Source organism: Gemella sp. GL1 (genome assembly GCF_013415365.1).
GTDB lineage: Bacteria > Bacillota > Bacilli > Staphylococcales > Gemellaceae > Gemelliphila.
Genome location: NZ_JACBYB010000012.1, coordinates 44,832 through 69,347, shown reverse-complemented (window position 1 = coordinate 69,347; position 24,516 = coordinate 44,832). Strand labels below are relative to the sequence as shown.

22 protein-coding genes and 1 pseudogene are annotated in these 24,516 nt (G+C 29.9%); 7 read left to right on the top strand and 16 right to left on the bottom strand.

What is annotated here, in order from left to right; translation table 11 throughout:
* Positions 1-194: 194 nt before the first annotated feature.
* Together rplK and rplA are read left to right on the top strand one after the other, a co-directional pair.
* Complete coding sequence (gene rplK / locus HZY82_RS03240) at positions 195-620, top strand: 50S ribosomal protein L11 (RefSeq protein WP_135156180.1); 426 nt, start codon at positions 195-197, stop codon at positions 618-620.
* 13 nt (positions 621-633) lie between these two features.
* On the top strand, positions 634-1,326 hold the full coding sequence (gene rplA, locus HZY82_RS03235; RefSeq protein ID WP_135156179.1) for a 50S ribosomal protein L1: 693 nt from the start codon (positions 634-636) through the stop codon (positions 1,324-1,326).
* Positions 1,327-1,416: 90 nt separating this feature from the next.
* Here the strand turns inward: rplA and msrB are convergent, their stop codons facing one another.
* The 8 genes from msrB to HZY82_RS03195 form a co-directional block, all read right to left on the bottom strand.
* Positions 1,417-1,854, bottom strand: a complete 438-nt coding sequence (msrB, locus tag HZY82_RS03230) for a peptide-methionine (R)-S-oxide reductase MsrB (RefSeq protein ID WP_135156178.1) — start codon at positions 1,852-1,854, stop codon at positions 1,417-1,419.
* A 2-nt stretch (positions 1,855-1,856) separates the two neighbouring features.
* Positions 1,857-2,087 (bottom strand): acyl carrier protein, encoded by a 231-nt coding sequence (gene acpP / locus HZY82_RS03225; RefSeq protein WP_135156177.1) that lies wholly within the window; start codon positions 2,085-2,087, stop codon positions 1,857-1,859.
* A 5-nt stretch (positions 2,088-2,092) separates the two neighbouring features.
* Positions 2,093-3,058 (bottom strand): phosphate acyltransferase PlsX, encoded by a 966-nt coding sequence (gene plsX / locus HZY82_RS03220; protein WP_135156176.1) that lies wholly within the window; start codon positions 3,056-3,058, stop codon positions 2,093-2,095.
* Positions 3,059-3,070: 12 nt separating this feature from the next.
* Entirely contained in the window at positions 3,071-5,092 is a 2,022-nt protein-coding gene (gene recG / locus HZY82_RS03215) for an ATP-dependent DNA helicase RecG (protein WP_135156175.1), read from the bottom strand.
* Positions 5,093-5,160: 68 nt separating this feature from the next.
* Positions 5,161-6,831, bottom strand: coding sequence for a ribonuclease J1 (gene rnjA / locus HZY82_RS03210; RefSeq protein ID WP_135156174.1), 1,671 nt, complete (start codon positions 6,829-6,831; stop codon positions 5,161-5,163).
* Positions 6,824-7,042 (bottom strand): DNA-dependent RNA polymerase subunit epsilon, encoded by a 219-nt coding sequence (locus HZY82_RS03205; protein ID WP_135156173.1) that lies wholly within the window; start codon positions 7,040-7,042, stop codon positions 6,824-6,826. The genes rnjA and HZY82_RS03205 overlap by 8 nt, the downstream gene beginning before the upstream one ends.
* A gap of 124 nt (positions 7,043-7,166) precedes the next feature.
* A complete protein-coding gene (locus HZY82_RS03200; protein ID WP_179938627.1) occupies positions 7,167-8,369 on the bottom strand; it encodes an NAD(P)/FAD-dependent oxidoreductase in 1,203 nt (400 codons plus the stop codon).
* Between the two features lie 32 nt (positions 8,370-8,401).
* Positions 8,402-8,746 (bottom strand): HesB/IscA family protein, encoded by a 345-nt coding sequence (locus HZY82_RS03195; protein ID WP_179938625.1) that lies wholly within the window; start codon positions 8,744-8,746, stop codon positions 8,402-8,404.
* A 168-nt stretch (positions 8,747-8,914) separates the two neighbouring features.
* Between HZY82_RS03195 and HZY82_RS03190 the strand changes: the two genes are divergently transcribed.
* From HZY82_RS03190 to HZY82_RS03175, 4 genes are read left to right on the top strand one after another with little or no spacing between them, the layout of a single operon-like run.
* Positions 8,915-9,364 (top strand): MarR family transcriptional regulator, encoded by a 450-nt coding sequence (locus tag HZY82_RS03190; RefSeq protein WP_135156170.1) that lies wholly within the window; start codon positions 8,915-8,917, stop codon positions 9,362-9,364.
* Between the two features lie 2 nt (positions 9,365-9,366).
* Positions 9,367-10,074: a metal ABC transporter ATP-binding protein gene (locus HZY82_RS03185; protein ID WP_135156169.1), complete on the top strand. Its 708-nt coding sequence runs from the start codon at positions 9,367-9,369 to the stop codon at positions 10,072-10,074.
* The gene (locus HZY82_RS03180) at positions 10,058-10,861 is read left to right on the top strand and encodes a metal ABC transporter permease (RefSeq protein WP_135156168.1); all 804 of its coding nucleotides are present in this window, start codon (positions 10,058-10,060) and stop codon (positions 10,859-10,861) included. Before HZY82_RS03185 ends, HZY82_RS03180 begins: the two co-directional genes overlap by 17 nt.
* 12 nt (positions 10,862-10,873) lie before the next feature.
* Complete coding sequence (locus HZY82_RS03175) at positions 10,874-12,373, top strand: metal ABC transporter solute-binding protein, Zn/Mn family (RefSeq protein ID WP_135156167.1); 1,500 nt, start codon at positions 10,874-10,876, stop codon at positions 12,371-12,373.
* Between the two features lie 66 nt (positions 12,374-12,439).
* Here HZY82_RS03175 and HZY82_RS03170 read toward each other — a convergent pair whose 3' ends face one another.
* From HZY82_RS03170 to malQ, 7 genes and pseudogenes are all read right to left on the bottom strand, one after another.
* The gene (locus HZY82_RS03170; RefSeq protein ID WP_135156166.1) at positions 12,440-14,134 is read right to left on the bottom strand and encodes a septation ring formation regulator EzrA; all 1,695 of its coding nucleotides are present in this window, start codon (positions 14,132-14,134) and stop codon (positions 12,440-12,442) included.
* A 94-nt stretch (positions 14,135-14,228) separates the two neighbouring features.
* Positions 14,229-15,002, bottom strand: coding sequence for a tRNA pseudouridine(38-40) synthase TruA (truA, locus tag HZY82_RS03165; protein WP_135156165.1), 774 nt, complete (start codon positions 15,000-15,002; stop codon positions 14,229-14,231).
* Between the two features lie 106 nt (positions 15,003-15,108).
* The gene (locus tag HZY82_RS06615; RefSeq protein WP_245174671.1) at positions 15,109-15,585 is read right to left on the bottom strand and encodes a PTS sugar transporter subunit IIA; all 477 of its coding nucleotides are present in this window, start codon (positions 15,583-15,585) and stop codon (positions 15,109-15,111) included.
* Between the two features lie 54 nt (positions 15,586-15,639).
* A pseudogene (locus HZY82_RS03160) lies at positions 15,640-17,277 on the bottom strand (PTS transporter subunit IIBC); the annotation flags it as partial.
* Positions 17,278-17,307: 30 nt separating this feature from the next.
* Positions 17,308-18,099: an endonuclease/exonuclease/phosphatase family protein gene (locus HZY82_RS03155; protein ID WP_135156163.1), complete on the bottom strand. Its 792-nt coding sequence runs from the start codon at positions 18,097-18,099 to the stop codon at positions 17,308-17,310.
* A 22-nt stretch (positions 18,100-18,121) separates the two neighbouring features.
* On the bottom strand, positions 18,122-20,383 hold the full coding sequence (glgP, locus tag HZY82_RS03150; protein ID WP_135156162.1) for a glycogen/starch/alpha-glucan family phosphorylase: 2,262 nt from the start codon (positions 20,381-20,383) through the stop codon (positions 18,122-18,124).
* Position 20,384: 1 nt separating this feature from the next.
* The gene (malQ, locus tag HZY82_RS03145) at positions 20,385-21,881 is read right to left on the bottom strand and encodes a 4-alpha-glucanotransferase (RefSeq protein WP_179938623.1); all 1,497 of its coding nucleotides are present in this window, start codon (positions 21,879-21,881) and stop codon (positions 20,385-20,387) included.
* 176 nt (positions 21,882-22,057) lie between these two features.
* Here malQ and HZY82_RS03140 point away from each other — a divergent pair, with 176 nt between their 5' ends.
* A complete protein-coding gene (locus HZY82_RS03140; protein WP_179938621.1) occupies positions 22,058-22,765 on the top strand; it encodes a GntR family transcriptional regulator in 708 nt (235 codons plus the stop codon).
* A gap of 132 nt (positions 22,766-22,897) precedes the next feature.
* On the opposite strand, the gene groL is transcribed toward HZY82_RS03140, so the two are convergent.
* A complete protein-coding gene (groL, locus tag HZY82_RS03135) occupies positions 22,898-24,499 on the bottom strand; it encodes a chaperonin GroEL (RefSeq protein WP_135156159.1) in 1,602 nt (533 codons plus the stop codon).
* Positions 24,500-24,516 lie beyond the last annotated feature (17 nt).

Genomic DNA, 24,516 nt, shown 5'->3' with positions numbered 1-24,516 from the left:
TTTCTAAATTCTACTATATAACCTAATAAAAGTCAATATTATAAGAAAAATCTAGTATAAATACTTGCACAAGTATAATTTATATGCTAGAATAGTCTAAGTATTTGAAATCAAATACTTATTTGTTTGAGTGGGAGAACAAAATATCAGTGTTCATAGACCACATCACGAAAAAATAATTAGGAGGATTTATCGTGGCTAAAAAAGTTATAAAATTAGTTAAGTTACAAGTACCAGCAGGTAAAGCTAATCCAGCTCCACCAGTTGGTCCAGCGTTAGGTCAAGCTGGTGTTAACATCATGGGATTCTGTAAAGAATTCAATGCTCGTACACAAGACCAAGCGGGATTAATTATCCCAGTAGTAATCTCTGTATATGAAGACCGTTCATTTACATTCGTTACTAAAACTCCACCTGCTCCAGTATTACTGAAAAAAGCAGCTAAAATCGACAAAGGATCTTCAGTTCCTAATAAAGATAAAGTTGCGACAGTAACTAAAGCACAAATTCAAGAAATAGCTGAATTAAAAATGGAAGATTTAAATGCAGCTTCTGTAGAAGCAGCTTCTCGCATGATAGAAGGAACTGCACGTTCTATGGGTATCTTAGTATCTGAATAATAGGAGGAAAAATATAATGGCAAAAGGTAAAAAATATCTTGAAGCAGCTAAATTAGTAGATTCTTCTAAATTATACTCAGTACTAGAAGCAATCGAATTAGCTCAAAAAACAAGCGTTGTTAATTTTGACGCAACAGTAGAAGTAGCTTTCCGTTTAGGAATTGATACTCGTAAAAATGACCAACAAGTACGTGGGGCAGTAGTTCTTCCAAAAGGAACTGGTAAAACTGCTAAAGTTTTAGTATTTGCTAAAGGTGATAAAGCAGCAGAAGCAGAAGCTGCCGGTGCTGACTATGTAGGACAAGGTGAATATATCACTAAAATCCAACAAGGTTGGTTTGATTTTGACGTAATCGTTGCTACTCCAGATATGATGGGAGAGGTTGGAAAAATTGGACGTCTGTTAGGTCCTAAAGGATTAATGCCTAACCCTAAAACTGGAACTGTAACTATGGACGTTACTAAAGCAGTTAACGAAATTAAAGCTGGTAAAGTTGAATACCGTGCTGAAAAAGCTGGTGTTGTTCACACTCCTATCGGTAAAGTTTCATTTTCAACTGCTGATTTAGTAGAAAACTTCAATGCAGTTCAAGATGCTATTGCTAAAGCTAAACCAGCAGCAGCAAAAGGAACTTACATCAAGTCTGTAGCTGTAACTACAACTATGGGACCTGCTGTTAAAGTTGATACTGCAGAATTCAAGTAAAAATGAAATTAAAGAACTAGAATTATTTCTAGTTCTTTTTTCATACTATTAAAAATTAGCCAAAATTAAAAACTAATTACTATACAGTAATTAGTTTTTAAATATCTTTATATATTCTCCATATCCAGCAGCCTCCATTTCTTCAAATGGAATAAATTTTAATGCTGCAGAATTTATGCAGTACCTTAGGCCCCCCTTATCTTGTGGTCCATCTGGAAATACATGTCCTAAATGTGATCCAGCCTCTCTCGACCTTACTTCAACTCTATGCATATTATGAGAAAAATCTGCATGATTAGTTAGCATCCTATTCTCAATTGGCCTAGTGAAGGCAGGCCAGCCACAACCAGAATTGTACTTATCCCTTGATGAGAATAAAACTTCTCCACTTACCACATCAACATAGATGCCTTCCTCAAAGAAATTGTCATATTCTCCAGTAAAAGGTCTTTCCGTAGCTGCATTCTGAGTTATTTCATAAGCTAAATCCCCTATTCTTGATCTCAGTTCTTCTTTATTTTCTTTCATAACTATAAACTCTTTTCAACATATTCTACTAAATCAGAAATTTTTTTAATCTTTGTAGCATCTTCATCTGAAAACTCAAAATCATATTTTTCTTCTATATCCATTACTATTTCTGCAATTTCAATTGAATCAGCAGACAAATCTTCATTAAATCTAGCATCTAAAGTAATAGTTTCTGCTTCAACTCCTGTATGTCTTATAATTATTTCTTTTAATTCATCTAAAACTGTCATTTATCTTATTCTCCTTTAAATTCTTTTATCATTTTATCATATAATTTACTTTTATGTATATTTTTTGCTTGTTGAACAGCATAATATACAGATACTTCATCAGAAGATCCATGTATCTTTATAGCTGGTTTTTTTAATCCCATTAAAATTGCTCCACCATATTCACTATAATCAAATTTATTTTTAAATTTTTTTAATCCAGATTTAACTATTAAAGCAGCCAGCTTTGTAAATATATTCTTTAAAAATACTGATTTTAACAAAGAAGATAATGTAAGTGCCACGCCTTCTATTGATTTAAGTAATACATTTCCTGTGAAACCATCAACAATTACTAGATCATAGTTGTGTTCTAAAATATCCCTAGCCTCAATATTTCCTTTAAAGTTAAGCATATTTTCCTTTAATAATATATGAGCATCCTTATATAACCTGCTTCCTTTATTATCTTCAGCACCTACATTTATAAGTGCTGTTGTTGGTTTTTCTATATTATAAATATTTTTAATATATAATTCACCTAATTTTGCATAATTAAGTAAATCAGTTTCCTTAGTTTCTACATTAGCTCCTAAGTCTGTTAATAAAAACTTATGATCCGTTTTTGTTGGGAGCATTGTAGCTAAGGCCGGTTTTGCTACACCATCTATTCTTCCAAGAATAAATATTCCACTTGCCATATATGCTCCTGTTGAACCAGCTGATATAGAGGCATCTATTTCATTATTTTTTAAATCCTCCAACATTTTTATCATTGAAGAATCTTTTTTTCTACGGTGCACTCTAGCAGCATCATCCGAAATAAGTACTTCTTCTGTACATAATATTTTTTTTACATTAGACCCAATCTTATTTAAATCCTCTTCTAATCCGTATGCTACTAACTCTACTTCACTATCCTTAAAATCATTTACAAAATTTATTATTTTACTTTTATCATCGGCACCCAACAAATCTATTCCTATTTTCATTCTATACTCCTTTTAATATGTTCTTTCAGAAAAATCAACATATTTCTGTAATCTTTCTTTGTCGTCAGTAACTTCTATAATTTTTGTAGCTAATTTTTTAGCTAAATACATTAATTCTACATCATTTAATAAATCCGCTACTTTAAATGAAGGCAGTCCACTTTGTTTTGTTCCAAAAAAATCTCCTGGACCTCTTTGCTTAAGATCAAATTCTGCAATCTTAAAGCCATCATTTTCCAAACACATTATATCAATTCTTTCCGTTTTAGAATCAGATACTAATACACAGTACGATTGATATTCTCCACGTCCTACACGCCCCCTTAACTGATGAAGTGTTGCCAAACCAAATCTATTGGCATCTACTATTATCATAAAAGAGGCATTAGGGACATTAACACCTACCTCTATTACGGTTGTAGAAATTAAAACATGACTTTTCTTTTTTACAAACCTCTCCACTACATCATCTTTTTCTTGATTTTTCATTTTACCGTGGAGTATTTCTATTTTATATTTATCAGGAAGATAAGATTTTAATTTTTTAAACATCTCCCCCACATTTTCTAAATCCATTTTTTCTGATTCTTCTATCAAAGGACATACTACATATGCTTGTCTTCCTTTATCTAATTCCTTAATTAAATTATCAAAAACCATCTTTAATTGTTTAGAACTTGCTTTATATGTCTCTATTTTCTTCCTTCCACTAGGTAACTCATCAATAGTAGAAACTTTTATATCTGTTATTAGAGTTATTGCTAAAGACCTTGGTATTGGAGTTGCTGTCATCATTAAAGAGTTTACCTTCTCCCCTTTTTCACTAAGTGATTTTCTTTGATTAACCCCAAACCTATGCTGTTCATCTGTTATTACAAATTTCAAATTCTTAAAGGCAACATCTTTTTGAATTAAAGAATGGGTCCCTACAAGCAAATCAATATGCCCTTCTTTTAATAATTTCAAAATTCTAGTTCTTTCTTTTTTTGGTGTTGAACTAGTAATTAGAACGATACTTAAATTTAAATCTTTAAAGAAATTAAAAAATGTTTCAAAATGTTGAGCAGCTAAAATTTCTGTAGGTGCCATAATAGCTGCCTGGTAACCTGCTTGGACTATACCATAAATTAGTGTTGCTGCAACTACAGTCTTACCGGAACCAACATCTCCTTGGAGTAATCTATACATAGGGTATGGGCTTGATAAATCATCTCTAATTTCCCTTACTACTTTCTCTTGTGAATTAGTAAGTTTAAAGGGCAATGTTGACGTAAATTCTAGTATTTTATCCATACTAAACTCTACACTATAATCATAGTCTTTCTTTTTCTTTTGATAATTTTTTAATTGTAACTTCATTTGATACTCAAACAATTCATGAAAAGCAAACATTTTCTTAGCTTTTTCATATTCTTCTATATTTTCTGGATAGTGTAAGCTTCTATAAATCTTTTCTAAAGGCCAGATTCCCTTAAAATTTTCAGGGACTAGGTTTACAAAATTTCTCCCAGGATGTATTAGAGAAAAACATGCATCTACTATTTTTTTATATTTTTTTTGAGTCATACCTTTTTTTAAATGATATACCATCTCTAATTTAGGTCTTTCATCACCAAGTACACTCTTCTCTTTTCCTTTATCTAGAGAAATACTTGATGCAGTTATAGTATTGGTATTAGCATTATAATTGCCTTTTACTACAAGTATATTTCCTTCCACAATTATTTTTTTTAAATATACTTGATTGAAAATGACTACTTTTATTGAACCTATATTAGATTGTAATGAAAAAAAAGATCTACTTCTCTTGTTCCCATAAAACTGTGTTATTAATCTACTTTCTACTTTTCCTACAGCAATAATTTTTTCTTTATCTTTAATATTACCACTTAAATTTGATACGCTTTCTATACGGTAAGGTATATTACCTAATAAATCTTTTATTGTATAGATATCCATAGAATTAAGCACTTCTAGGGTCTTAACACCCACGCTTTTAACATTGCTTAAGGGGACATTTAAAATATTATCCATTATTTACACCTATTAAATCTTATTATTTTTAAAATATGAGCAGTATGATCTCTCACACTGCTCATATACTAAATTTCAATAATTGCTGGAACTACAACTGGACGTCGTCCAACTTGTTTTTCTAAGTGATTTACTAAAGTCTCAATTATAATTTGTCTTATAGTAAATACTGATGCTGAATCTTGTAATAAATTATTTGCTATCGCTTCTTGTAATATCGTTTTAGATTCCTTTATTAATTCTTTCGAATTATCATCTTGTCCAAAACCTCTAACAATAATATCTGGTTGTGCTAATAAAATCTTCTTTTTAAAATTAACTACAAGGGAAACAACTGCTACTCCATTTTCAGACAGATCCTTTCTATCTTTGATAACAACATTTCCAATATCACCGATTCCTAGACCATCCACATAGACGTCGTTAGCTTCAATTTTACCAGTTACTCTTGCTGAATCTTGTGTCAACGCTAATATATCACCATTGGCTAAAATAAAAGTATTCTCTTCTTTTACATCACATTCAACTGCCGTTTTTGCATGTAATACTTGCATTCTATATTCACCATGAATTGGCATGAAGTACTTTGGTTTAATAAGTCTAAACATTAATTTTTGTTCTTCTTTAGCAGCATGTCCCGATGTATGAACATTATTAATACTTGATGTAATAACATTTGCTCCTAGTTTAGATAGTAGATCAATATTTTTATTAATAGAAACAGCATTTCCTGGTATAGCAGATGAAGCAAACACAACTGTATCTGTTGGCATTATTGTTATTTTTTTATGAGTTCCATGTGCAATTCTAGTTAAAGCAGCCAATTCCTCACCTTGTGTTCCTGTACATAAAATTAGTAATTTATTAGGATCAATCTGTTTTAATCTTTTAGGATCAACAAATGTATCTTTCGGTGCCTTAATATAGCCTAGGTCAGTTCCTATTTTTATTGCTTTTTCCATAGAGCGTCCGAAAACAACAATTTTTCTATCGTGCTCAATACATGCTTCTACTACCTGCTTGACTCTAAATACGTTTGATGCAAATGTGGCAAATATTATTCTGTGCTTTACAGTTCGCAAGATATCAGAAATAGTATGACCTACCTCTTTTTCACTCATTGTAAATTCACTTCGCTCAGAATTTGTAGAATCTGATAATAAACATAGGACCCCTTCCTCTCCAACTTTGGCCATTTTATATAAATTAGCCGGCTCTCCTACAGGGGTAAAATCAAACTTAAAGTCTCCAGTATGAACTATCTTTCCTTGCGGGCTATTTATAATAACTCCAAAAGCATCAGGTATAGAGTGAGTGGTATTATGGAATTCTACACTTAAATTTTTAAATTGTAATACTGTATCTTCATTTATTTCATGAAATTCAGCTTTAGCTAATAAATTATGCTCTTCTAATTTGGATTGAATTAATCCGATGGCTAGAGGCCCTGCATAAATTGGTAGTGATACTTGTTTTAATAAAAACGGAATTCCTCCAATATGATCCTCATGACCGTGAGTTATTATTAGTGCCTTAACTTTATCAATATTGTTTACGATATATGTATAATCTGGGATTATATAATCTATACCTAATATATTATCTCCTGGAAATTTTACTCCAGCATCTATAATAATTATTTCATCTTGATATTGAATTGCATATGTATTTTTTCCAATTTCACCCATTCCACCGATAGCTGCAACTCCAACTTCATGTCTTTCGATGAACCTATCCATTTATTTTCTCCAATTTGAAATTAACAGACTCTTTTTCAAATTTTAAATATTGCTCACTTAATTCTTGAACAAATTCTAAATTGTAATTTTTGTCTTCTACATATTTTACTACTTCAGGTGTATTATTCGCTTCAACGTACAATACTTCTGTATTTTCCCTTACTGGAATTTCTTTATTGTTTGCTTGATAAAACACTTTAAATACTGGCATTTTATTCCTCCTTAATTTTTTAAAATTATTATATAAATACCTATCCATATTACCATATTTTTTTTATTTTTTCAAACTTCCAAAAATAGAAAACGAAGCATTAATATGCTTCGTTTTCATAATATTAAAAAATTCTTTGATTTTTAATTGCAGTCTTAATATCCGTACATTCATAAATAGCTTTAGCTTCTATAGCTTTTTTAGTTTTAGCAGCTAGGAAACCTTTGTATTTGAATTTTCCAAATGTAAAGGCAATTGCATCTTTAGCTCCCAATGAACATACAACACCACGGTTAATATACTTGAAGTTTCCAATAGTACTGGCTACTAATCTATTTTCTATATGTTTTCCAACATATGCACCCATTTGGTTGGCAATTTGAGCTGTTGTTGGATAAGGTCTCTCTTGACCTTCCTCGATAAATGCGGCACAATCTCCAACTATATAGATTTCTTCTAATCCAGGAACTGTCAATTGCTGAGTAGTTACTAAACGACCATTTTTAGCTTGTTCTGGGAAAGTAGCGTCCATAAGTCTACTTCCTTTAACACCTGCAGTCCAAACCAATGTAGAAGCCTTAAGTTCTTTTCTTTCACCATCAACTTCAATTATAAATGAATCTGGTGTAGAACCTTTAATTCCTGCTCCTAAAATAATTTCAATCCCTCGATCTTCTAAATATTTTCTAGCATAGTCACTATATTCTTTCTCAAACATCGGTAATAACACAGGTGCTGCATCTAGTCCGTAGATCTTAACTAATTTTTCATCAATTCCATACTTAGTGCATAATTCTTTTCTTTTATCTACTAATTCTGCCAAGAACTCAATCCCTGCTAATCCAGTTCCTCCTACAATAATAGAAATATCTTTTTCATCTTTTTCTGTAGATTCTGCATATTTTTTGAAGTTTTCTTCAATTCTTGCAGATATTTTCTCTGCTGCATTGATATCAGTAATTGGCAATGAATTATCTAACATTCCCTCTATTCCAAATGTATTAGATTCAAACCCTAATCCTATTACTAAATAGTCATAGTCCAATTCTTTAGTTTTTGTATAAACAATCTTTTTATCTGTATCAATCTTGATAACTTCATCTTGTACGAAATCAGCCCCTGCTGGCATAATATCAGGAATTTCAATACAAATAGCATCGCGTTTAATTGTTCCTGCTGATACTTCATGTAAATTCACCGTATCATAGTGATAAGAATTCTTGTTTACAAGTGTAACTTTCACATTTCCATCTTTAATTACACCTCTTAAAGCTTTTAGAGTTGTTAATCCTCCATACCCAGCTCCTAAAATAACGATATTTTTCATTATAAATACTCCTTAGAAAAGTTATTAATAAATTAAGAGCAGCAGCTACAACCACCTGTATGCTCTAATTCGAGATTATGAGGATTTTCTATTATAAAACCTCCTCCAGCTTCATCTTCTATATACTCAATCTTTGTTCCTTTAAGTAAATTTTCATCTTTTTTGTTGATTAAAATTCTTAAATCTCCAAAGATAAATTCTCTATCTCCTTCATAGATTTCCTCTTGTATATCAATACCATAATAGTAACCTGTTGTCGACTTATCTATAGAAATTTTAATTGCTGATCCCTGGCTACTAGAGTCCAATAGTAGTTTTTTTAATTCTTGTATAGCTATATCTGTTATAGATATCAACTGATTATTTTCAAAATTCATAGCGATCCTCTTAACTTTCTCTAAATTTAATTATAACGTATTCTTATCCCTTTTTTCAAGTCTTATCTAAAATTTTATTAATATTTTTATATTAAAGTTTGTGCAAAATTATTGATATTTATAAGTATACATTATATACTTAACTAGTTAAGTATTTAGGAGGTGTGTATGTCACAAGATAATATATCAAAAAAAATTGAAGAAACTATTAAGGATATCATATTGCAAGCAGGCAATAAAAATGAGATTCTCGTGGGTGATTGCCATTGTAATCATAATTATACAAATACACAAAAACATATACTAATGTTATTGAAAAATGAAAATATAAGCAATAAAGAATTAGCCTATCATTTGAATATTAGTCAAGCCGCTGTCACTAAAGCAATAAAATTTTTAATAAATGAAGATATTATTATTCCAGAAAAAGACCCCAATGATGCAAGAATCATTAAATATATTCTTTCGGAAAAAGCTATATATATTGCTAAAGAACACGAAGAACATCATAAAAGAACCCTAAATCATTATGACAATCTTTTATCCAAATATTCAGAATCAGAAAAGAAACTTATTTCAAATTTTCTTGATGACTTAGTAAAAAGTATAAGGGGGTAAGTATGGAGTACATATCAATAAAAAATTTATCTTTTCAATACGATAAAGATCCTGTCTTGGAAAACGTAAACTTTACTATTAATAATGCTGAATTTGTAACCTTGACTGGAGAGAATGGTGCTGCTAAATCTACCCTAATAAAAATAATATTAGGGATACTTAAAAATAAAACCGGTGAGGTCTTTGTAACCGATAAAAATGTCCATGGAGATATATTTAAAATTTCTTATCTTCCTCAGCATGCCGTACACTTCAATTCTGGTTTTCCTACAACAGTATATTCTTTTGTAAAATCCGGCTTATTTAGAAAAAATACTTGGTTTAAAAAATTTACCGAGGAAGATAAAAATATCATTAAGCATTCTCTTGAATCCATGAAAATATGGAATCTTAGAAATAAAAAAATTGGTAATTTAAGTGGCGGGCAGAAACAAAGAGTAATTATAGCTAGAATCTTGGTATCAAAGCCTGATCTACTTATATTAGATGAGCCTACTACCGGAATGGATGAAATCACAAGAAATAACTTTTATGATTTACTTCATACCATGGTTGAAGAAAAAGGAGTCTCAATTCTTATGATTACCCACGATAATGAAGTTGTAGATAAATACGCTGATAAAAATATTCACCTATGTAAATCTGAAACTAACTCTTGGTGTTGTAAATTCAATTTAAAAAAGGAGATTTCTAATGCTGGAAATATTTAAATACCAATTTATGCAAAATGCATTATATGCAATCATTGCTATGAGCATATTTTCTCCATTCCTAGGTTCTTTTCTAATACTAAGACGCCAAAGCCTTCTTAGTGATACTTTAGGACATATATCACTTGCAGGTATAGCAATAGGAATTCTTTCTGGTTTTTCTACAACTTTTTCTACAATTATTGTTGTCACAGTAACTGCGATTTTTCTTGAATATCTAAGAACTATTTATAAAAACTTCTTAGAATTAGCTACTGCTATTTTAATGTCTGCTGGTTTAGCAATAGCAATGATTGTTATGAGTAAGACATCCTCTAGTTCTATAAGTTTAGAAAATTATTTATTCGGTTCCATTGTTACAATTAATACAGAACAATTAGTTCACTTATTTATAATTGGATTAATTATTGTCTTATTTATGACTATTTTCTTTAGGCAACTTTATATTATGACCTTTAACGAAGAAATTGCATTTTCTGAAGGATTGAATGTAAGACTTTTATCTATATCCTTTAATATTATTACAGGTATAGCAATCTCCTTCATGATTCCTACAGTTGGTGCCTTGTTAGTATCTACTGTAATAATTCTTCCTGCTAGTATTGCTTTGATTATAAGTAAGAACTTTAAGTCAGTCATTATTATAGGAAGTCTTATTTCTTTCCTAGGTATGTTTTTAGGATTAATTATTTCTTACTTTACTGAAAAACCGACTAGTGCAACTATAACATTAATATTTATAAGTATTTTTGTTTTAACAACTATAATTACTAAATTAAAAAAATAAGGAAAAGTCACAATGAAAAAAATATTATTAATAGTTACATCTCTATTTACAATTATATTAACGGCTTGTAGTAATTTAAATTTATCTTCTACTTCTAGTAAAGATACTATTATCACTACATTCTATCCCGTTTACGAATTCACCAAACAAATAGTTGGTGATCAGGCCAATGTTGAACTACTAATTTCTGCTGGAACAGAAGTTCATGGATATGAACCATCTACTAAAGATATGGCTAAAATTCAAGAAGCTAACGCTTTCGTCTACCTAGATCCAAATATGGAAATGTGGGTTCCAAAATTACTAAATTCTAGCAAAAAAGATTCTAATCAAATTATAAAGGCTACTGAAAATATTGTATTACTTCCTGGTCAAGAAGATAGTGACCATGACCGTTCTGATGAGGAGCATCACCATAACTTTGATCCACATTTATGGCTTTCACCATATAGAGCCATCCACCTTGTAGAAAATATTAAAAATGGACTAATAAACAGGTATCCCGATAAGAAAGACATATTTGAAAAAAATGCCAAGGAATATACCCATAAATTAAGTGAATTAGATAAAGAATATAAAGATAGATTTTCTAAAGCTAAACAAAAAAACTTTGTGACACAACACACAGCCTTTTCATATTTAGCTTTAGACTATGGATTAAATCAAATCTCAATTACTGGACTTACAGCAGATACAGATCCATCAATATCTAGATTACAAGAACTTACATCCTATATCAAGGATAATGATATCAAATACATTTACTTTGAAGATAATTCTAAAAGGGCAGTAGCTGAAACACTCGCAAAAGAAACTGGTGTGAAATTATCAATACTTTATCCATTAGAGAGTTTAACAAAAGAACAAATAAATGAAGGTAAAGATTATATCTCTCTAATGAAAGAAAATCTTACGAATCTTGAAAAAACAACAAGTCAAGATACTAAAGCAGAAAATAAAAATGATATCAATAAAAGTATTTATAATGGTTATTTTGAAGATTCTTTAATAAAAGATCGTAGCTTATCGGATTTTGTAGGTGAATGGCAATCTGTTTATCCGTATCTAAAAGATGGATCACTTGACCAAGTATTTGATATTAAGGCTAAAAAGACAAAAACTATGTCCGCTGAAAAATATAAAGAATACTATAGTAAAGGCTATACCACTGATATTGATAAAATTATAATTTCTGATGATTCTATAGAATTCTTCCAAAACGGAAAATCTAAAAAATTCAAATATAAATATACTGGATATAAGGTATTAACATATGAAAAAGGAAACCGAGGGGTCAGATATTTATTCGAAACAGAGGATACTGAAGCTGGACCATTTAAATATATTCAATTTAGTGACCACAATATTTCACCAACTAAAACTGGACACTTTCATATCTATCTAGGGGGAGATAGCCAGGAGAAGCTATATAATGAATTAGAAAATTGGCCAACCTACTATCCAATTAAATTAAATTCCTTTGAGATTGCACAAGAAATGGTTGCTCATTAATATAAAAGAAACTCGATGAAATTTCATCGAGTTTCTTTTATTATCTCCTTTTATTTAAATCTAATCTCACTTACCTTTTACTTCTTTTTTTATTCTATCATAAGCTCCAGCCTCAACCTTTTCTAGAGAAGTTCTAATAATATCTAATGTTTTATTATATCTATATTCTTTATAATATTGCTCGGCTATTGATAGCTGTTTATGCAAATCGGCATTATCTCTTCTATATCTATTACTGTATCTTATTAATTTTTCAATTAAGTCAATATCAGTCAAGATATTTTCAACTTCATTTTTATAAATACTTAAGGACTCTTCAGCCTCTGTTACCGCCTCTTTTACAAGATCAATATTCATAGGCTCTTTTTTCAATTCTTCTAAAGCATATTTGTATGAATCTGCAACTTCTTTATATAAGACTATAAATCTATCACTAAAACCTGGAACTCGAGAATTTGAAAGTTTTCTTCTAACAACTTCTTTTTCTTGATTAATGAAATTGATTTTATTTCTTGCAGTAACCTCCTCTTCTCTTAAACTTGTCAAATATCTAGAATATGCTGCTTGTTCTTCTTCAATTTTTTCAATATCTTGTGATAATTTTTCAATTTTCTCTTTTAAATCTTTATAGTTAAGTCTTGGTTGATTACTGATATAAACATCAATATCATGTTTTACATCAAGGATATTTCCTAATAAATCGTAATTTTTAGAAACCATTTCCTCATCTTCTGAATAAATTTGATATCTATTTTTAATCTCTTGAATATTATCGTATAAAGCCTGATTCAATTTATCTTGATTTTTTATTCTATTACTTACTTCAGAATAATTTTGTTCTACATATTTTTTATAGTCAATCTCTTTCTTTAGACCGTTAGAAACTTCTTCTATTACATCATAGATTCCATCTAAAATAGATTCTATTAGATCAATATCTCCCGTTTTTACTTTTTCTCTAGCGTCATTTAATTGCCAAACACAATTTTCTACCTTAGTTGATATTTCCAAGTGACTTAATTTAAATCCTTTTTTTTCCATTTCTTCTACTTTTAATCTTAAAGATTGAATTTGTGCTGGAGTTGTTTTTTCAATTTCCTTAATTATATCTGGTAATATTACCATTCTTTCTTTAAGGTTTTGAATTTTTAAATTAATATCGCGAATAGTCTCTTGCGCTTCAATATATTTACCGCTTGCAGTCAAAGCTTTAAAGTCATCTAATTCAGGTGCTAATCCCTTAATATCTTTTTCAAAAGTTTCAGCCGCTCCTCCATATTGATGTCTTTTAGCTAATAATTCTCTGTTTAATTCTTTATATTCTTTAACTATTTCTTCATATTTCTCCTTATTTTTAGGATCAATCTCTTTCAATTCTTTAATTTCTTTCCTAATAGTTAATATCTTTTCATTAATATTGTTTATATTAGAATCACAGTTAAATATAACTTCTTCTGCATTTTTGAAATTGAATTTATCAATATATGATTCAGCTAATTCTAAATCTTTATCTAATTCATCAAGATCAATACTTTGAATTTCATACCATGCACTTTCCCAGTCTTCATATCTATTCAATGCCTTACCAGCCAGATTTAAATTCTTAACTTCTTTTAATTCCTCTGACAAAGTTTCTCTTTCAAGATTATCCTTTATCTCTAGTAGAGGTAGGAGATCTTGTTTTTTTCTATTTCTAAGCATAAATAAGTAGACAACTACAGCTACTATCGCTATACCTAGAAAGGAATAAAAATAAATCATATTTATCCTCCTTCATATTATGTTTAATAATGTGCAAAATAAATTATTAACAGCATTATACCACTTTTTTTAGTAAAAAAAAAGTATTTTTAGCTTACTTTAAAGAATTTATTACTTGATTTACTTCTTCATTCTTATAATATACTTTTTTTAAATATAATCCACTTGCATCAGCTGTTTTCCCAGCAAAAGCTCTATCTTTTTTCAAAATTATTTCATTGATATATTGAGGAGAATATTTACCATTTGCTACTTCTACAATAGTTCCTATGATAATTCTAACCATATTATAAAGAAATCCGTCTCCACTAATATTAAATACTACTATATCTCCTTCTCTTTTTATATTAAAATCCGTAATGGTCCTAACCTTATCTTCCACACTCGATCCTGATGAACAGAAAGATGTAAAATCGTGTCTTCCTAAAAAATATTTTAAAGACTCTTCTGCTTTTTTATAGTCAAAATTGTACTTACAATGTCCTACATAATTCACCAAAAATGGGTCTAGATATTTTCCTAAATACAATCTATATTCATATGTTTTAGAAACTGCATCATATCTCACATGGAAATTATCATCTACAATTTTAGCAGCCAAAATTCTTACATCTTTTGGTAAATTAGAATTTAAGGATTTTAACCAAGCTTCTTCTGAAATTTTATAGGGCGTGTCAAAATGAATAGGTTGCATATATCCATGAACCCCACTGTCAGTTCTCCCACTCATATATATTCTTATATCCTGACCTTTATGTATTTTCTTCAAAGCTTTTTCCAATACTTCTTGAACAGTTATTTTATCTGGTTGTATTTGAAATCCAAAATATCCAGATCCATCATATCTACAAAATACTACTACTCTCATTTTATCTCCTATTTATTTTATAAATTAATTATAACTTATGTATGTCTAGTACTCAAATAAAATTAAAATTCCCACCCTAATTTCTTAGAATGAGAATTTTGATTTACTATAATTCTACTTTTGCAACTTTAGAATTTTTTGTATATTGTCCTGTTTTTTCAAGACTTACAGATTTTATTTCTGTTGTATTTGTAAATACTACAATTGTTGTTACTTCTTTACCTGCAGATTTAATAGCATCTAAATCTGCAACTAATAATAGATCTCCTGCCTTAACCTTGTCTCCATCTGCTACTTTTACTGAGAATGGAGCACCATTTAGAGCAACTGTATCTAATCCGACATGAATTAGTACTTCTAATCCACTATCTGTTAATAAACCTATAGCATGTTTTGTTGGGAAGACACTCGTTACTACTCCTGAAACCGGTGAATAAATATTTCCATTTGTCAATTCAACTGCAAATCCATCCCCCATCATTTTTTGTGAAAATACAGGATCTTTTACTTTTTCTAAAGCTATAACTTCTCCATCTGCTACTGTAGTTACTTCTTCAACTAGTCCTTTAAATTTATTATCCACTTCCGCATTTACTGCTGCTGCAAATGTTGATTTTGGAATAACTAATCCTGAATCTAATAAATCTTGAATATCAGATTTTAAAATATCTGCTTTGGGTCCATATATTGCTTGAACTCCAGAATCTTTAACTATAAGTCCCATAGCCCCTGCTTTTTTCCACTCATCACCAGACCCTACTTGAGATACATCTTTTACAGATACACGTAAACGTGTCATACATGCATCAACATCTTCAATATTTTCTTTTCCTCCAAGTAAATTTACAATTTTTACAACTTGTGAGTTAGCGTCTGCTACATCAGATGGGTCTGCAGTCGCTTCTTCTACTAAATCTGCATCATAGTTTCCATTTCTTCCTGCTGTTGCAAGATTGAATTTTTTAATCATAAAGTCTGCGATAAAGTACATTACTACTGCAAATAATACCGTTACCCATACATAGTTGATAATATCTCCTACTAAACCTGCTTTAGCAGCCATCGGTGTACGAGTTAAAAATTCAATATTACCAAATGAGTGAACACGTAAATTAACAAGGTCTGCCATAGCAAATGCTAATCCTTGTACTACAGCATATACAGCGTATAAAGGCATAGCTGCAAACATAAACATAAATTCAATCGGCTCAGTAACCCCTGTTAAAAATACTGCTAGGGCAGCTGATATAAACATACCTTTATATTTTTTCTTTTTATCTTCATCAACATTTCTGTACATGGCATAAGTTAATCCCATTAAAATTCCACTTGACCCAATCATTTGTCCAACTTTGAAACGTGCTGGTGTATAATCAGTTAAAATTGAATTATAAGCACTTAAATCTCCACTTCCTTTTAAGTTAATTAAATCCGTAACCCAAGCTAACCATAATGGATCTTGTCCAAATACTTCAATTCCTTTTTTAGCTCCTGTAGCCACAACATAAGTTCCACCTAAAGCTGTATAGTTTATAGGAATTGTTAACATATGATGTAATCCAAATGGTAATAATAAACGCTCTAATGTACCAAAGATAAATGGTGAAATAAATGGTGCTGTTTCTTGAGAACTAGCAATCCATTTACCAAACCCATTAATTCCCGATTGAACTAACGGCCAAAATACTGATAAAACTAGTGCTACGATTAATGAATTTAAGATAACCACAAATGGTACAAATCGTTTACCATTAAAGAATGATAGTGCATCTGGTAATTTTCTGTAATTATAATACTTATTAAACGTATTAGCCCCTAAGAAACCAGCAATAATCCCTACAAATACCCCCATATTAAGTGCAGGTTGCCCTAAGATGTTAACAAAATACCCGTCAACTGGTATTGTTTGTCCGAAAATAGTTTGTACTGTTGCTTCCTTATCAGCTAGCATCTTAGTTGTCACACCAAAGAAGTTACCAGTAATTAAATTAATTAAAATGAATGCAAGTCCCGCAGCAAAAGCTCCTCCAGCTCTTTCCTTAGCCCACGAACCACCTATCGCCAATGCAAATAGTAAATGTAAGTTACCAATAATTCCCCAACCTATTTGAGCAATTACATTAGCAAATCTTGCTAATATTTCAGAATTTTCATTGATTAATGGTAAAGAATTACCAATACTAACCATTAATCCTGCAGCTGGCATAACTGCAATAACAACCATCAGTGCTTTACCGAATTTTTGCCAAAATTCGAAATTTAAAAATTTCTTCATTATAGTTGCCTCCTTGTTAATATTTAATTTTTAAATTTTTAATTCTACTTCAAGACCAAAATGATCTGAAATTATGTCTTTATTTTTACCATTAAAAATAACACTACTTGATAAGACCTCTTTTTCTTTACTTAAGAAAATATAGTCCAATCTTTTTTCTTCAGAATGATTACTCCAACCATCTATAGATTTCTCTACAGTTATCCCTGAATCTTTGCTTTTTGCTAGATTATAGGTGTCAATTAAGCCTAAGTCTAATATAGCTTTATAATCTGCTTTTCTAGATATAGCATCAGTATTAAAATCTCCTAAAAATATTTTTAGATTCTTTGTTTTACTTCTATCTAAAATAGTTTGAATATTTTCTAATTGATTTTCATCTGTCGCTGTCGGTAAATTAATATGGCAAGAATATGCCTCTATAATTTTATCTTTCCACTCTAAACAAAGACGTAGTATTTTTCTAGAATTAATCGAATTTACTGTAGTAGATCTACTACAGTAAAATTCGTCAATTTCTAAAACTGGAAGTTTTGTTAATATAGCTATTCCCTCATCATATATATCGTATCCTGTATGGGAATTTGACCAATAATAATTATATTTATTACAGCCTAAGTCTTTTAATTTTTCAAAAAGAATAACCAGATAATTGTCATCATTAATTTCATTAACATTCTCTTCTTTAAACTTTAATTGAGATACCTCTTGGAGAGCAACCAGATCATAATCTTTCTCTGCAATTTCTTTAGCCAAAATTTCAATCTTTTTTTCTTGATTATCTTCTTGCCAAGAATGAACATTTACAGTTAGTAATTTCATGAATTGCTCCTCTCTATAATAACTATTTACTTTTCCAAATATCCTTATTATATTGCTCTATAGTTCTATCTGATGAGAAGAAACCTGCCTTAGCTATATTTCTTATAACTTTTTTATTCCACGAATCCCTATCTTCATAATCTTCAAATACTTTTTCTTTTATTTCAATATATTCTTTTAAATCAATAAGAGTCATAAACCAATCTTTATTTACTAATTCATTATGAAGTCTAGTTAATCTCTCTTCATTTCCTACTTTTTTAACTTCATCACTCAAAATAAAATCTACTGCTCTTTTTATCAATTCATCATTATTATAGTATTCAGATGATTTATAAGCGTGTCTTTCATATAAATCAATGATATAATCTGAATCTTTACCAAAAGTATAAATATTTTCAAGACCTGCTAACTCTGCTATCTCTACATTAGCACCATCCATAGTTCCTAATGTCAATGCACCATTTAACATAAATTTCATATTACCTGTACCTGATGCTTCTTTTGAGGCAAGAGAAATTTGCTCTGAAATATCTGTTGCTGGAATAAGTTTCTCAGCTACCGTCACATTGTAATTTTCAACTAAAAATACATTTAAATGCTTACTTACTTCTGGATCATTATTAATTAATTCTGATAAACATAGTATTAAATGAATAACATCTTGTGCTATTGTATAAGCTGGAGCTGCCTTTCCACCGAAGATTACTGTAATTTTTCTCTTAGGTAATTTACCAGCTTTAATCTCTAAATATTTATGAATTACATATAATGCATTCATTTGTTGTCTTTTATACTCATGGAATCTTTTAATTTGAGTGTCAATTATAGAATTTTCATCAAGTTCTATTCCCTTATTATCTTTCAGATATTTCTTAAGAGCTACTTTATTTTTAAATTTAATTTCTTCTAATTTTTTACCAACTTCTTTATTATCAACAAATTCTAATAATTTTTCTAATTGAGTAGCATCTGTTAAATATTCTTTACCAATTAATTCTTTAATGTAGTCTGCTAAATCTTGGTTGGCAAATTCCAACCATCTTCTGAATGTTATACCATTCGTTTTATTATTAAATTTGTTTGGATATATTTCATAAAAATCTTTAAGTTCAGACTTTTTAAGAATATCTGTGTGTAGTGCTGCAACCCCATTTACTGAATTAGCAAAATGAATATCCATATGAGCCATGTGAACACGACCACTTTCATCAATTATTTGTAAAGCTGAATTATCAAAGTACTTTCCAACCAATTCATCTAATTTTTTAATTATTCCTACTAAGTGTGGCACTACTTCCTCTAAGAATGATAATGGCCATTTCTCTAGAGCTTCTGCTAAAATTGTGTGATTCGTATATCCCGTCATCCCCATTACTATTTCTACTGCTTCAGTAAATTCTAAATTATGTTTTTCAATTAATAATCTTATCAATTCTGGGATAACTAAAGATGGGTGCGTATCATTTATTTGAACATATGCATACTCGGCCAAATCTTTAATATTTGAACCACGTTCAATTGCTTCATCTAAAATTAATTGAGCTGCATTAGATACCATAAAGTATTGTTGATAAATACGTAGCAATTCTCCATTTTTATCTGAATCATCTGGATATAAGAATAGAGTTAAGTTTGACTTTATATCTTTTTTATCAAAAGAAATACCTTCTTTAATCAACTTGTAATCTACAGCTTCAATATCGAATAAATTCAAATAATTTTTAGTATCTTTTTCATATCCTAAAACATCCAGTCTATCTAACTTAGACTTCAAAACGAAATCTTTGAAAGGAACTTCATAACTTATATCCGTTGGAATTAACCAAGAATTATTTTCAATCCAAAAATTAGGTTCCGCTTCTTGTTCGTTATTTCTGAAAACTTGTTTAAATAAACCGCAGTGATAGTTTAATCCAACACCTTCCCCATTTATTCCTAAAGATGACATAGAATCTACAAAGCATGCTGCTAATCTTCCTAGACCACCATTTCCTAATGATGGTTCTGGTTCTATATCTTCAATCTTACTAATTGATTTCCCTGCTGCTTCTAATTCTTTTTTTACATCTTTATAGATCCCTAAATTAATTAAATTATTAGATAATAATTTACCGATTAAAAATTCTGCTGAAATGTAGTAAACCTTTCTTTTAGCAGTATTTTTTGTTTTATTTGCTCCTAATTCCTTAACATAATTTAGTAACTCTAAATATATTTCTTCATTACTTAAAGACGATAATTTTTTATTTAATTTTGTTTCCACAAATTTTGTAAAATTCATTTTATTTACCTCTTTGATATAAATTAGTTAATTCTTTGAAATAACTCTCTCTTTCTTCCGTTAAATCTTCCCACTTCATTCTCCATTTCCAGTTCTCTCCAACTGTATTAGGAGTATTCATTCTACTACTTGAACCTAAATCGAGTAAATCCTGCATGCAGGCAATCGTAGTATTAGAAACCGATGCATATAAAGTTCTTAACATAGCTCTTGTAATAGGCTCTTCTTTTTCTCTCTTCATATACTTATCAGCAAATTTTTTTTGATTTTCTGTTAAAGAATCGTACCAACTATTCACGACATCATTATCGTGGGTTCCTGTGTAAGCAACTGAATTGGCTGTATAATTATGTGGTAAATCTAAACTTGTTCCTGATTCATCTAAAAAACCAAATTCTAAAATTTTCATACCTGGAAAAGCTGTATCTGCTAATAATTTATTAGCTTTATCATCTATATATCCTAAGTTTTCAGCAATTATTGGCAAGTCTCCTAACCTTTCCTTAATAACCCAAAATAATTCATATCCAGGCCCTTCCTGCCAAGTACCATTTTTGGCTGTATCTTCTTTAGCATCAACTTGCCAAAAATCTGAAAAACCTTTAAAATGATCTATCCTCAAAACATCATACATTTTAAAACTTTCTTTTATTCTATATACCCACCAGTCATAATTACCTTCTCTATGTTTAAACCAATCATAAATTGGATTTCCCCAATACTGACCTTCATCAGAAAATTCATCAGCAGGAACTCCCGCTACATATAGTGGTGATTTATTTTCATCTAATTTAAATAAATGTGGCATTGTCCAAACTTCTACACTATCTGCAGATACATAAATTGGCATATCTCCTATTATCTGTATTCCATTTTTATTAGCATATCTTTTCAAATCATTCCATTGTTTAAAGAAGAAAAATTGTGTTACTCTATGATATTCAATTTCTTCGGCTAATTTACTTTCATATTTTTGTAGAGTTGAAATATCCCTCTTAATTAATGAAATATCATCCCATTCTTGTAAGGCTTTATTATCAAAATGTTCTTTATAAGCCATAAATTGAGAATAATTATCTAACCAAGATACATTATCTTTTTTAAATTCCTCATATTCTTTCTCAAATTTTCCACTTACTTTAAAATTCTTTACAGCTTTTTCTAAAATTGGTCGTCTTGTATGAAATAATAATTCATAATCGATATATTCTTCATTTTCCTCAAATTTCACATCTAAATAATCTGACTCATCTAATAATGAACATTCATTTAATAACTCAAAATCTATTAAATTAGTATTTCCAGCAATAGCTGAAAATGATTGATAAGGTGAATCCCCATAACTAGTTGTAGTTAATGGCAGTATTTGCCAATAGGTTTGATCTGTTTTTTTCAAAAAATCTACAAACTTATAAGCATCTTTTCCAAATGTTCCTATTCCAAATTCACTTGGTAATGAAGTTATATGCATTAATACTCCACTATTTCTCCCTTGCATTTAGTAACCCCTTTCTTAATAACTATAAGTCTATTTTAACAAAAAAATATATTCTAGTCAATAACTTTTACGTAAAACTTTAAATTTATTTGCATAAAAGATCATTTTTGAATTATCGCCCTTGAAAATAATATAAAATTTATGTTACAATTCTATAATAGCAAAGGAGCTACTATATGAGTAAGTATAAACAAGTGTATATAAATATTAAAAATAAAATTGATACTGGCGTTCTTAAAAGTAATCAAGAATTACCTACAGAAAATGAATTGATGAAAAAATTTGGATTTTCTAAAGATACAATAAGACGTGCCTTATCTAAATTAGAATTGGATGGATATATTCAAAAAAATCAAGGCAAAAATTCCATAGTTCTTGAACACGGAAGAATTAAAAATAATTATCTAACTGAGATAAAAACATCTAGTGAATTAAACAAAAATAATTTCTATAACATAAAAACTAAACAAATTTCTTTCGATACTATTCAAGGCCAACTAGAATTAATGAATATTTTTAAAGTAGATGCTACTGTAGATTTTTATAAAATCTGCAGAAGTAGAGAAATAGACGGGGAAAAAATGGAATATGAAACCTCATATTTTGATAGAAGAATTGTTCCGTATCTAAATAAAGAAATAGTTGAAGAATCTATCTACAAATATTTAGAAACTGAATTAAAACTTAAGATTACCCACTCTAGAAGAGAAATTTCCTTTAGATATGCCACAGAAGAAGAAAAAGAAAATATGGACTTAGGAGAATATAACATGGTCGTTGTCGTCACTAGCTTTAGTTACCTGTCATCAGGAAAACTTTTCCAATATGGAACTATTTGCTATAGACCTGATAAATTTACCTTTGTCACAATAGCTAAGAGATAAAAAAATCAGAGTAATTAAACTCTGATTTTTTTATAAGTTCATTTGCTTAAATAGATGTTATTTTCTCTCTTTTCTCAAGAAAAAATAAATTATCATAAAGGAAATATAGCCTAAGGATATAGTTCTAAATTATTACATCATAGGCATCTGAGGAGTTGTATCTTCTGGTGTAATATCTGCAACTACTGCCTCTGTTGTTAAAAATAGACTAGCTACAGACGCTGCATTTTGAAGTGCTGAACGTGTAACCTTAGCTGGATCTACTATCCCTGCCTTAATCATATCTATCCACTCATTTTTAACAGCATTGTATCCAATACCAACTTCTGCCGACTTAAGTTTAGATACTATCACACTTCCTTCAATACCCGCATTTTCTGCAATTTGTCTCACTGGAGCTTCCAGTGATTTTTTAATAATATTAATACCCGTTTGAACATCGCCCTCTTCATCTAGTTTCTCCACTTCAGAAATAACTTGAACAAGTGCTGTTCCTCCTCCAGCAACAATTCCTTCTTCTACTGCTGCCTTAGTAGAATTAAGTGCATCTTCTATTCTTAGTTTTCTTTCCTTTAATTCTACTTCAGTTGCAGCACCTACTTTAATCACAGCTACACCTCCTGATAATTTAGCAAGCCGTTCTTGATATTTCTCTTTATCAAATTCAGACGTAGACTCAGCATGTAATGCTTTAATTTGCTTTATTCTACTTTGGATTTTTTCCTTATCCCCCTTACCATCGACAATGACAGTATTATCTTTAGTAATAGTTACTTTAGTTGAACTTCCTAACATATCTAAAGTTGTATCTTTAAGTTCTAATCCTAAATCACTAGTAATTAATTTAGCTCCTGTAACAATCGCTATATCTTCTAATATAGCCTTCTTTCTTTCACCAAATCCTGGTGCTTTTACTGCAACTACATTAAATACTCCTCTTAACTTATTAACAACAATTTGCTGACTTGCTTCTGATTCGAAGTCATCAGCAATCAATAGTAATGGTTTTGATGTTTGTACAACAGCCTCCAAGACAGGTAGCATTTCTGATATATTACTAATCTTTTTGTCAGTTACCATAATATATGGGTTTTCTAGATTGGCCATCATTTTTTCTGTATCTGTAACCATATACGGTGAAGTATATCCTCTATCGAACTTCATACCTTCTACTATTTCTAAAGTAGTTTCCAACCCTTGTGATTCTTCAATCGTTATTATTCCATCATTTCCTACTTTTTCCATAGCATCAGCTATATAATTTCCTATTTCTTCATCAGCTGCAGAAATTGCTCCTACCTGTGCAATCTTATCTTTAGAATCAACTGTAACACTAATTTCTTGTAACTTAGTAACAGCTACTTTTACTGCTAATTCCATACCCTTTCTAAGACTAATTGGATTAGCTCCAGACGTTACGTTTTTCATTCCTTCATCTATCATAGCCTGTGCTAAAATTGTCGCAGTTGTTGTACCATCTCCTGCTATTTCATTAGTTTTATTAGCTACTTCTGTAACTAACTTAGCTCCCATATTTTCATAAGGATCTTCTAATTCAATCTCTTTAGCGATTGATACCCCATCATTTGTAATTAAAGGAGATCCAAATTTTTTATCTAATACTACATTACGACCTTTAGGGCCTAAAGTAACCTTAACAGCATTAGCTAACTTATCTATACCTCTTTTCATACTTTGTCGTGCATCTTCAGAAAATTTAATATCTTTTACCATTTTTTTACTCCCTATCA

Excerpts from the sequence above, each read along its gene's own strand:
- malQ (WP_179938623.1), bottom strand. The coding sequence starts at position 21,881 with ATGCAAGGGAGAAATAGTGGAGTATTAATGCATATAACTTCATTACCA.
- acpP (WP_135156177.1), bottom strand. The coding sequence starts at position 2,087 with ATGACAGTTTTAGATGAATTAAAAGAAATAATTATAAGACATACAGGA.
- HZY82_RS03175 (WP_135156167.1), top strand. The coding sequence starts at position 10,874 with ATGAAAAAAATATTATTAATAGTTACATCTCTATTTACAATTATATTA.
- HZY82_RS03140 (WP_179938621.1), top strand. The coding sequence starts at position 22,058 with ATGAGTAAGTATAAACAAGTGTATATAAATATTAAAAATAAAATTGAT.
- HZY82_RS03155 (WP_135156163.1), bottom strand. The coding sequence starts at position 18,099 with ATGAAATTACTAACTGTAAATGTTCATTCTTGGCAAGAAGATAATCAA.
- HZY82_RS03200 (WP_179938627.1), bottom strand. The coding sequence starts at position 8,369 with ATGAAAAATATCGTTATTTTAGGAGCTGGGTATGGAGGATTAACAACT.
- HZY82_RS03180 (WP_135156168.1), top strand. The coding sequence starts at position 10,058 with ATGCTGGAAATATTTAAATACCAATTTATGCAAAATGCATTATATGCA.
- HZY82_RS03185 (WP_135156169.1), top strand. The coding sequence starts at position 9,367 with ATGGAGTACATATCAATAAAAAATTTATCTTTTCAATACGATAAAGAT.
- HZY82_RS03195 (WP_179938625.1), bottom strand. The coding sequence starts at position 8,746 with ATGAATTTTGAAAATAATCAGTTGATATCTATAACAGATATAGCTATA.
- groL (WP_135156159.1), bottom strand. The coding sequence starts at position 24,499 with ATGGTAAAAGATATTAAATTTTCTGAAGATGCACGACAAAGTATGAAA.
- plsX (WP_135156176.1), bottom strand. The coding sequence starts at position 3,058 with ATGAAAATAGGAATAGATTTGTTGGGTGCCGATGATAAAAGTAAAATA.
- rnjA (WP_135156174.1), bottom strand. The coding sequence starts at position 6,831 with ATGGATAGGTTCATCGAAAGACATGAAGTTGGAGTTGCAGCTATCGGT.
- recG (WP_135156175.1), bottom strand. The coding sequence starts at position 5,092 with ATGGATAATATTTTAAATGTCCCCTTAAGCAATGTTAAAAGCGTGGGT.
- HZY82_RS03170 (WP_135156166.1), bottom strand. The coding sequence starts at position 14,134 with ATGATTTATTTTTATTCCTTTCTAGGTATAGCGATAGTAGCTGTAGTT.
- msrB (WP_135156178.1), bottom strand. The coding sequence starts at position 1,854 with ATGAAAGAAAATAAAGAAGAACTGAGATCAAGAATAGGGGATTTAGCT.
- glgP (WP_135156162.1), bottom strand. The coding sequence starts at position 20,383 with ATGAATTTTACAAAATTTGTGGAAACAAAATTAAATAAAAAATTATCG.
- HZY82_RS03205 (WP_135156173.1), bottom strand. The coding sequence starts at position 7,042 with ATGCCAGTATTTAAAGTGTTTTATCAAGCAAACAATAAAGAAATTCCA.
- truA (WP_135156165.1), bottom strand. The coding sequence starts at position 15,002 with ATGAGAGTAGTAGTATTTTGTAGATATGATGGATCTGGATATTTTGGA.
- HZY82_RS03190 (WP_135156170.1), top strand. The coding sequence starts at position 8,915 with ATGTCACAAGATAATATATCAAAAAAAATTGAAGAAACTATTAAGGAT.